This window comes from Psychromonas ossibalaenae ATCC BAA-1528 (assembly GCF_000381745.1).
Taxonomy (GTDB): Bacteria; Pseudomonadota; Gammaproteobacteria; order Enterobacterales; family Psychromonadaceae; genus Psychromonas; species Psychromonas ossibalaenae.
In genome coordinates this window covers 18,000-28,130 of sequence record NZ_KB907032.1, presented here as the reverse complement: position 1 = coordinate 28,130, position 10,131 = coordinate 18,000, and the positions used below count along the sequence as shown (strand labels likewise).

The window sequence follows — 10,131 nt, the reverse complement described above, 5'->3', positions numbered from 1 at the left end:
CATAATTGATCATAAAGAGCTTAAGATGTCGATCCCTGAAGACTACAAATCAAAAAATAAATTCACACAACGGCAGGGACAATACCTGGCGTTCATCTTTTATTACACCAGAATCAATGGTCGTCCCCCTGCTGAAGTAGATATACAAAATTACTTCGGAGTATCGTCAGCAAGTACGCATCAGATGCTTCGAGGATTAGCTGCAAAACAACTCATTAAAAAAGAGCCGGGTCAGGCACGCTCTACAGTAGTATTAATACCGCAAGATCAGCTGCCTGCCGATTGGTAGTCAACTGATCATTTCTTTTTAGAAAAGGCACTAGTTATTCTAATTACAAAATCAAGAACGAAGCTAGCGTCCATTTTAACAAGCATCAATGAATAGAAAATTAGTGGATTTGGTATTATTTCAAAAACTGCTTAGCCTGATTGATACGGTGAATAATGCCGACTCTGTCAATATCAGCTTGATTAGAATCTAATATCCTCACCCAAAGCGTCACTGCCTGCTGGTAACGTGCCTGCATAAACTGTTCATTGGCTAACATCATTAATGCCGTCTGGTTATTTTCATCAATTGCCAGTGCCAGAGAGAGCTGCTCATTTACCTGATCAGTCATCTGTTGTTTATTACTGTAATAAAGGGCCGTTGCTTTAGAGGCATAATGATCGCTGCTTAACGGTTTAGTTAAACGAATCGCATAATCAAATACAATCACAGCATTCTCATATTCGCCGTTTAACAGATAAGCATGGCCCAGCTGATACCAAAGCTGACCGTTCTGTTTATCTTGATAGAGCTTTTCCTGCAAGGCTGTGATGCGCGTTTTTTGTATCTCGTCGGGCACTTGCTGTTCAATAAGCTGTTCAGCCAGCTCTGTTTTCTGCTCTATTAACTGCGGATAACTTCCTAACCAGGCATAACTCGTTAAGCTGCCTGTGATTAACACAGTGCTAATTAAAATGGGCCATTTTTTATTTTTCATCTGCAGCACTTAAATTGAGTGGAATAGTTGTAGTGTATCGGTTTACTGGAGTAAAAAGCAAAAAAGGCTGGGAGTCACCAATGGCAGATCTTTAGTTTTTAATAACCTGCTTATCAATCACCTCATATCTGGTGATGTTTCTGTTAACGAGGTTATACTCAGGAAATATCCGGTGCCTTTCTTCTGTCGTAGCGAATTGCATGTAATCTGCTGACTAAAATTGTGAATACTCACACGGCAGGCTTTCAACTATGCGCAGCTGTCAGCACCACCTTTCATTGCAAGGAGGTGCTGACAGATTGTTACGGGGGACAAATTGCTGCAAAAATTTACTAGGTAATATCAACTGCTGAGCCTTACAATCATAATATTTTTTACAGGGATGAGGGAGAGAGCCATGGAAGAGAGACTGCGGATACTTCTGGTTGAAGATGATCAAAGACTTGCCGGGTTGATCCGAGACTATCTGCAAATGCAGGGGTTTGAAGTATTGATTGAAGAGCGGGGCGACACGGCATGCAGACGAATCCTCAAAGAAAACCCGGATCTGCTTATCCTGGATCTGATGCTCCCCGGCAAGGGCGGTCATGCAGTCTGCCAGAGCGTTAGAGCTAAATATCATGGACCGATCTTAATCCTGACTGCTTGCGAGGATGATATGGAGCAGGTCGTCGGTCTTGAACTGGGAGCCGATGATTACGTAAAAAAACCGATAGAACCCCGGGTACTGCTGGCGCGTATCCGAGCCTTACTGCGCCGAGTGGAAAACGATATTAACCAGAAGAAGAGTACCGCAACACCCCATTCTGAGCCTAGTGAGGATATCAATTTCGGCGGATTGAGAATCTGCCGTTCCTCCCATACTGTTTTTCTGGACAACGAGCTAATTGAATTGACGACCACTGAATTCAAGCTGCTTTGTTTTCTAGCGGCTAATGCCGGCAGGGCACTTGAGCGAGAGATGATATTTTCTGCTATACGAGGCATTGATTACGACGGTCTGGATCGCTCTATCGACATTGCAGTCTCCCGATTGCGCAAAAAACTCGAAGTTGACCCATCGGTGCCGAAGCGGATCAAAACGCTCTGGGGGCAAGGGTATGTGTTCGTAAAAGACGCCTGGTAAATGAGATGAAAAGAATTTTTTAAACTTTTAGCTGTTTACTATTATTACCCCGCTGCTGACAATTTTTATAGTGATCCCCATGCGGGATAGCTTTATCTCCTCTCAAGTCACCTATCAACGCCATGAATTAAGTGGTCTATTTAGGCGTAGGAAAAGCGGATGAAAGCAAGGTCTTGAGTGCAGGAATTTGTTGCTCTAATTATAAAATCAATAACCAAAACACTAATATTATTTGTGTTTAGCTATCATTCATTTTAACTGTTTGTTTTGACAGCAGTGCCGCATTCCCTTCCCCAAATTTTTTTTGTTAACTTTCCCTTCTGCCAGTTTCAAATACTGATGGAGGGATTAATAATACAGGAAAAATATCTAAAACCTTGGCGTCGTAATTAACAATTGCTGAGACGCTATTCAGCATGGTTACAGGTTGTTACAGATTAAAACAAAAAGCCAACAGATTTACTCAAAATAGGGGGGTAATGTTGCAGTCAAAACTTAACGGATCTTAATTACTATCAGCTGCTCATTATCGTGATTGAGTTATGTATGGGTCAATGAACAATTATAAAGGGGTACAAATCTTCATATGGACCACTTTCATACATCGTTACGATTTTTAAAGCGGGTATCTATCAATGGAGCATGGAGAACATGGGATTGCCGTCAATGTCGGATGAGCAAATAGAACTGTTAATCGTTAAATCTAAGTATATTGGTGATAATGATGCGGAATTTATATTGCATAAGATGATTTATCTGCGTTGTTGTGATGCGCTGATTGAGAATGAAAAGATTAGAACCATTATTACCATTATTATTGTCTCAATTTTGCTAGATCAACCGCTGGTAACGCAGCGAAACCACATAAAATCACTGTATAAACGCTTCGGGACGGAAGCGAATAAAAGCAAAGCTAATTTAGCGAAAATGAAGCAAGATTTAAAGACAGTTGAGTTGCGCGGGCAAGGCTATTGCCATTTAAAAACGGCCCTGGTTGAGCGAATTGCAGCAGAGGAGATGGCGTTAGATAGCTACGCTGAGGAACAGTCGCTAAAAAATAACCATTGCCCTCGCTGTGTGTCTACTCTGGGGACTGAAATGAGTATAAACTGTGATATCTGTAACGGAACGGGTAAAATAGCAGTGACAATGGGTGATGCCAAGGCGTTTTTTAATGAGCTGGACTTACCTTACACGCCGTGTAAATTTTCATCCGAGTATTGGAGTGAAATTCTGTTTATTGTGAGTGAATTACAAATTAAATAGTCTAATGCGCTAGCTATGTCAACGGAGCCCAACAGGACATTGATGAACTGTAGGGACTGGCCTCCTAACGACTGATCTCTGTCTGTTTTAATCAGAACGTTCAGGATATGCAGATACAGAAGCTGACTATCGCCCCTGGTTTGAGGATGTTTTGACAGATCTTGTCACATCGATAGCAGTCATTTTCAAGTTTACTCAATCATATCGCAGGCGTTTAAGCTCAATAGCATCTTCAGGTTATAAGCTGTCTTTTCTAACTTGTTTCTGTTCAGCCTTGTTACAGTCAACCATCTCTTTGTTGTAAGTATTGTTAGCGGAACAACCACTTACCGCTACTTACGTGTCGATATGAGTGATTCTTCCTGCGCAATACAAGTTCACAAAATTAATGGAATTACTATTAACTAGCTGGTCCAGCATTCGTCATGGTTACAGCTTGTTACAAATTACAACAAAAGGCCAACAGATTACTTCAAAAAAAGATATACGATAGCAAAGTTAACACTTACTTAAATATAGAGATAGATATTAGGTAAATGCGGGTACGGGAATGAGATAAGGTGGTTGTTTTTTTACATTCGTAAAGACTAGCTGGAGGGAGCCTCGTACGTTTGATAACGTATTTATAAAGAGAAATACAAAGATGAATATTAACAATCGTGAGATAACCACTGAAATTCATGTTAAAGGCGCTACTTACTTAAATTTCAATATCCCTGCAGAATTTCGCGGTACCTATTTAGGTCTGTGTCATGATTATATGATTGAGTTCTTTAAACAAACGGGAATAACTAAACTACAGCTTCAACCTGTAATGGAGTTCCAAGAAGAACAACACCTTATCGAAAATGGTTTAACTAACTACTGGGGTTATAACCCGTCATGCTGGATAACACCGACAATGCGTTATGCGACGCAAGGTGGTGATCCTGTCAGCGAATTTAAACAGATGGTTAAAATCCTAAAGGATAACGGCATTAAAGTTATTATCGACGTAGTATATAACCATGTGGCGGAGAGTGTCCGTAAGTATTACCCGCACTGGAATAGAAACTACTCTGGCTGCGGCGATACTGTGCAGCTGGAACACTGTGTCGATAGAGTAATACAGTCAATGCATACCTGGTATTGTGACTACGGTGTAGACGGGTTTAGATTTGACCTGGCGACTGCATTAGGCCGTGACAGTTTAGGCGGGTTTAATCCTAACTCTAAGATGCTTACCGCCATTAAGAACGACCCTAAATTACAGGGCGCTATACTTATTGCAGAACCGTGGGATTGTGAAACATATCAGCTGGGCAGATTCCCTGCGGGTTTCCAGGAGTGCTCTGATCGATACCGTCAATGTGTTCGTGAGTTCTGGAAAGGCACAGACAGCATCGGCAACCTCGCTAAGTATATTACCGGCAGCCAGGACACGTTCAATAACTGGCAAAGCAAACGCCCTGTGAACTACGTTACTTATCACGACGGTTATACTCTGCAAGATTTAGTAAGCTACGATAAAAAACAAAACTTTGCTAATAAAGAAGATAACCAGGACGGATGTAAGAATGAAGACAACGCCAGCTGGGGGCGTTATAAGCCTGGTGATACGCCAGCGCAGACAACGGCACGTAGAGAGCGTGATAAACGTAGTATGATGACAACACTGCTTTATAGCCTAGGCGAACCACACATCGTTTTTGCAGACTTATTCAGCCATACCCAGCGAGGTAACAATAACGCGTATTGTCAAGACAATGAAATCAGCTGGATTGACTGGGACTTTAGCGATACTAACAAGAAAAACTTCTATGACTTTATGGCACGCACTATAAAGGCATCTTCTGTAATTATGGAAGAGTTTAATGCTGCGGTAAATAACGGTTTACAGTATGACTGGAATTGTGATGACTGGGCCGGTGAAAACGCAATGTTAACACTAACCACAAAAAATAAAATATTGAAATACAACATCGCAAGAGAAGGTATCACTATGTCTGCTTATGATCGAGTATTCGTAACATCGTCTGCGGGTGAACTAGCCGCTGCTTAACTAACATTAAATGGTTATTTCTTTATTCGTTTTACGCGCAGCAGGCTCATTTTAACTGTGCGTAAACCATAAAATATCTACTAATTGTCTGTGTTACTCGGCAATAACTGCTGATGCGGAATTTAATTCTCCCTAGAGGCTAATTCACCGGACTTCCAACGAGACTCAAAGCTCAGCCTTGTACAGCGGTTATTAGTACAGGCTGAATATCTAAAGCCACTAGCGTCGTTGTGCATCGTAATTAACTTTTTCTGATCCGCTATTAGCCGCGACAAAAGTCTCTTACCTGCAAATCAAAACAAAAAGTCAATTGAATTATTGAAGATAGCGGGGATAATAATTTAATAACACCTACTTCGCAGAAACAGCCAAAATAAAAAGGTTAAACAAATGAAATTTACGATAAAAACGAAGCTTATCGCCGCTTTGTGCGTGCCGCTGTTATTAATAGGCGTTGTTTTTATTTCCTCGCTAATAAATACACAAAGCTCGGTACTCGCAGTCGAACGAAGCAATGTTGAAAGCAAAGTGACTGCACTACTCAATGATGGTCTAAAGGGGCAGGTAGATACAGTTACCCGCTCGATATCCGATTATTATGAGCTGTCAAAGTTAGAAAGTATTAAAAAGGATTTGTCTGTTGAGATGAAGACTTTTAAACGTACCATTGAAAAAATTTATGAGTCTAGTGATTCAAAAAGGGCAGCAGAGGCCAGCATTTATGCTTTTATTAATCACCACCGCTGGGATAACGGCCGTTATTTTTTTGCTTATAATGCGACCTCATGGATTAGCCCGGCTTACGGAAGTGACTTTAGTAACATTGGTTTAAACGGTTACGACAAAAAAGATGCTGATGGTAAATATTTTGTAAGGGATGTTGTCGAGGCAGCTAAAAACAACAGTATTGGTTTCAGTCAATATGCTTTTTTAAATCCGACAACCCAAAAAATTGAAGACAAGATAACCGCCTCGTTTTACTTTAAACCGTTAGACCTGGTTATTGCGACAGGTGAATACCTTAGCACCCTTAAACAGAATAATATTGCGGCTGCATTACACGCCATAAGCATTGCCCAATACGGGAAAAATGGTTATTTCTGGATACAGGACAAAGACGGGAAAATTCTTGCCCACCCGAAAGCTGAAATTGTCGGCACCAAGCTTGCGAGCACAACAAGCATTGCAGCCGGTATAAGAAATAAACCTGAAGCCTTTGTAAAAATTCAGTATCAAAATCCAACCACCAAAAAAACAGAAAATAAACTGGTTTATGCGCGAATAATCTTTCCGGAGTGGGGATGGACCATTGCCTCTGGTAGTTATGAGAGTGATGTTTTTTTTATACAAGAGGGGTTAACAAAGGCAACTAATGAGATTTTCGAGGAAAGAACCAGCTTAATGATTATCGTCTCATTGGTTTTAATTGTGTTCAGTTTTATTGTCGCAATTTGGGTTATTAGCTTTACTCTCAAAGGCATTGCTTCACAAAAAGAATTGATTAACGCGATCTCTCACGAACTTCGAACTCCTATCGCTCGGCTTCGATTTGGTGTGGAAATGATGGAATCCTCGACCTCTCGTACAGAGCAGGTTCGCTATGTCGATGGAGTCCAGCAGGACCTTGATGAACTGGATCTTTTGATCAGCGAATTACTGACTTACGGCCGTTTCGATCAGAATGCTCCGGAGCTGCAGATGCCAGAACAGGCTATAACTCCCTGGCTTAAGGCTGTTTTGGCTGATCTTGGAGCAGAAGTTTCAGTTGATCTACAGTCTACTTTTCTGGTTGAGCAAAACGCACAAGGTTGCTTTGATCCTAAATATCTACAGCGGGCAGTGAGTAATCTGGTACAGAACGCAGCAAAGTATGGAAACGGTCAGGTGATGGTGACCTTAGAGCATCCGGATAAGCACTATCTAATCCATGTTGACGACAATGGGCCAGGCATTCCTGATGCAGAACGGGAGCGGGTTTTCGAAGCTTTTGCGCGCCTTGATTCCAGCCGATGCCGGGAATCGGGAGGTTACGGACTGGGTCTGGCGATCGTCAAACGGATACTTGATTCACATCATGGATCAGTTTCCATTACAACTTCTCCTCTTGGCGGCAGCCGCTTTACACTTCGCTGGTAGGTTTAAATCGATAGTTGTTTTCCCTGAGCTGTTTGACCCCCTGTTAAATAGATTCAAACTGCTTTGCTGATGAGCCCGGCTAATTCTCTTTCCCTTCGCCTGTTTCAAGTAGTTTACGTATAAAACTGCGCCTTTCTTTTTGGCTATGGTAAATAACTAGTTGGCCCAGTATTCGCCATGGTTACAACCTGTTACAAATCAAAACAAAAGGCCAACATTTTTTCATCAACAAAAAACATACAATTCTAAAATTAAGGTTACCTGCCCTGAGAAATAACCGAACAGGGTGAAATTATAAATAAATTAATGAGTGGGTATTATGAAGTTCACAATAAAAGCGAAGCTTGTCATCGCCATGTGTGTTCCATTGTTATTAATAGGCGGTTTTTTTATTACCTACCTGATAAATACAGAAAGAGCTGTGCTTGAAGCTGAAGAAAGTAATGTAAAAACTAAGTTTGCAGAGGTGCTTAATAATAATCTTCAGGGACAGGTTGATACTGTAACGCGCTCTATATCTGATTTTTATGAGCAGTCTAAGCTGGAAAATATTAAGCACGATTTAGAAAGTGAAATGTCGAGTTTCAGAAACACAATTGAACAAATTTATGAAAACAGCAGTTCAGAAAGTGAAGCACAAGCGAGTATCTACGCTTTTCTTAATCGTCACCGCTGGGATAACGGACGCTATTTTTTTGCATATGATGCGACCTCCTGGGTTAGCCGAGCTTACGGCAGTAACTTAAGTAATGTCGGTTTAAACGGTTACGATAAAAAAGATGCGAATGGTCGATATTTTGTAAGGGATGTTGTAAATGCAGCTAAAAACAGCACTATCGGCTTTAGTGAATATTCATTTTTAAATCCGACAACCCACAAGATCGAAGATAAGATCACGGCTTCTTTCTACTTTAAACCCCTGGACCTGGTTGTTGCCAGCGGTGAATATATCAGCACCCTTAAGCAGAATAAAATAGATGCCGCATTACAGTCTATCACCGTTGCTAAATACGGAGATAACGGCTATTTCTGGGTGCAGGATAAAAACGGTAAGATTCTTGCTCATCCGAAAGCGGACATTGTCGGCACAATCGGCTCTACTACCGCAAGCATTGCCGCCGGTATAGGAAGCCGAGCAGAAGCTATTGTTGAAACGGTTTATGAAAATCCAACCACCGGACAGTCTGAGAAAAAAATAAACTATGCCCGCCATATATTTCCTGAGTGGGGCTGGACAATTGTCACCGGCGCTTATGCGAGTGATATTACTGCCGTACAGCAAGGGCTGACACAGGTCACGAAAGATATATTTGAAGAGAAAGTCAGCTCGATGATTACTTTCTCATTGCTGCTGCTGGTTATCTTTATTGCGATAACAATCTGGGTGGTCAGTGCCATTGTTAAAGGTTTAGTGATACTCAAAGAGCGTATTGACACTTTATCAACGGGCGAAGCGGATTTAACTTCGCGCATCGATATTGTCTCTAATGATGAGCTGGGCGATATAGGTCACTCTGTTAATACTTTTATTATTTACCTGCAGTCGATGATTCTAGATATTTCACAAGCCTCGAAGCATATTACAGAAGGTATCAGTCAGCTTAATATTCAGTCCGAACAGAATAATAGAGCGTTAATGGCGCACGCTGCGGAAACTGAGCAGGTGGTAAGTGCGATTACCGAGATGAGCGCAACCTCAGAAACGGTTGCACAGGGCGCAACGGAAACGGCTGCCAATACGCAGAAAGCCAATGATGAGGCGTTATTATCAAAAGATACTGTACTTGAAGCTTCCAACAGTGTGATTGCCCTGGTGGATGAAGTTCAGTCTGCATCATCAAGCATTAATACCATGAATGAAAACACCCAGGAGATTATCAGTGTCTTAAGTGTAATTGGTTCAATTGCAGAGCAGACGAATCTGTTAGCACTGAATGCTGCTATTGAAGCCGCTCGTGCCGGTGAACAAGGCAGAGGGTTTGCCGTGGTAGCTGATGAAGTTCGTTCTCTGGCTGCGCGTACTCAAACCAGTACTGCTGAAATTAATACAATACTGACAACACTGCGTCAGGATGCGACGGGTGCAGTTGCCGCTATGGATGTTACCAAAGCAAGCTGTGAGCGCACCGCAGAAAATACTGAACGCGTAACAGAAAGTTTAGATGCAATGACCAGTTTTATTGTTGAAATTAATGACCTCAGTACGCAGATTGCCACTGCATCTGAAGAGCAAAGCTCAGTAAGTGAAGAAGTAAGCCGTAATATGAATAATATTCATGAGATGGTGCAGGAGCTGACAGTAAATGCACAGGCTGCCGCCGACAGTACACAAAATCTTGCCTCAGCTAACTCTCAATTAGATGCCTTGGTAAGTAAGTTTAAATTACAGTAATGTACCATTAGAGCAGCAGTGCCCATCTGTACTGCTGCTTTTGTAATCATATTCGTGTTTTTTGGACGGTGTAACATCATCTACGGCAAAATGGTGCTTACTAGTGATAGCTTCTGCCGCAGCAATGCAGTGTGAACAATTATTATAGAAAAAGTGTTCGCTATTGCTAGAGTCTAGGTCTGCC

General features: G+C 41.6%; 7 protein-coding genes. 6 read left to right on the top strand and 1 reads right to left on the bottom strand.

Annotated elements, in window-relative coordinates:
- Positions 1 to 289: LexA family protein (locus G327_RS0121450; protein WP_019616861.1), on the top strand; the 289-nt coding region annotated here is incomplete at its 5' end.
- A gap of 115 nt (positions 290 to 404) precedes the next feature.
- Here G327_RS0121450 and G327_RS0121445 read toward each other — a convergent pair.
- A complete protein-coding gene (locus tag G327_RS0121445; protein WP_019616860.1) occupies positions 405 to 986 on the bottom strand; it encodes a TPR domain-containing protein in 582 nt (193 codons plus the stop codon).
- 397 nt (positions 987 to 1,383) lie between these two features.
- Between G327_RS0121445 and G327_RS0121440 the strand changes: the two genes are divergently transcribed.
- From G327_RS0121440 to G327_RS0121420, 5 genes are all read left to right on the top strand, one after another.
- Complete coding sequence (locus G327_RS0121440) at positions 1,384 to 2,112, top strand: winged helix-turn-helix domain-containing protein (RefSeq protein ID WP_019616859.1); 729 nt, start codon at positions 1,384 to 1,386, stop codon at positions 2,110 to 2,112.
- Positions 2,113 to 2,778: 666 nt separating this feature from the next.
- Entirely contained in the window at positions 2,779 to 3,378 is a 600-nt protein-coding gene (locus tag G327_RS0121435; protein WP_157601250.1) for a hypothetical protein, read from the top strand.
- A 643-nt stretch (positions 3,379 to 4,021) separates the two neighbouring features.
- A complete protein-coding gene (locus tag G327_RS25375; RefSeq protein WP_019616857.1) occupies positions 4,022 to 5,419 on the top strand; it encodes an alpha-amylase family protein in 1,398 nt (465 codons plus the stop codon).
- A gap of 390 nt (positions 5,420 to 5,809) precedes the next feature.
- Positions 5,810 to 7,555 carry a cache domain-containing protein gene (locus G327_RS26305; RefSeq protein ID WP_019616856.1) on the top strand — a complete coding sequence of 582 codons (1,746 nt, stop codon included), beginning with the start codon at positions 5,810 to 5,812 and terminating at the stop codon, positions 7,553 to 7,555.
- Positions 7,556 to 7,874: 319 nt separating this feature from the next.
- Positions 7,875 to 9,947 (top strand): methyl-accepting chemotaxis protein, encoded by a 2,073-nt coding sequence (locus G327_RS0121420; RefSeq protein ID WP_019616855.1) that lies wholly within the window; start codon positions 7,875 to 7,877, stop codon positions 9,945 to 9,947.
- The last annotated feature ends 184 nt before the right edge of the window (positions 9,948 to 10,131 follow it).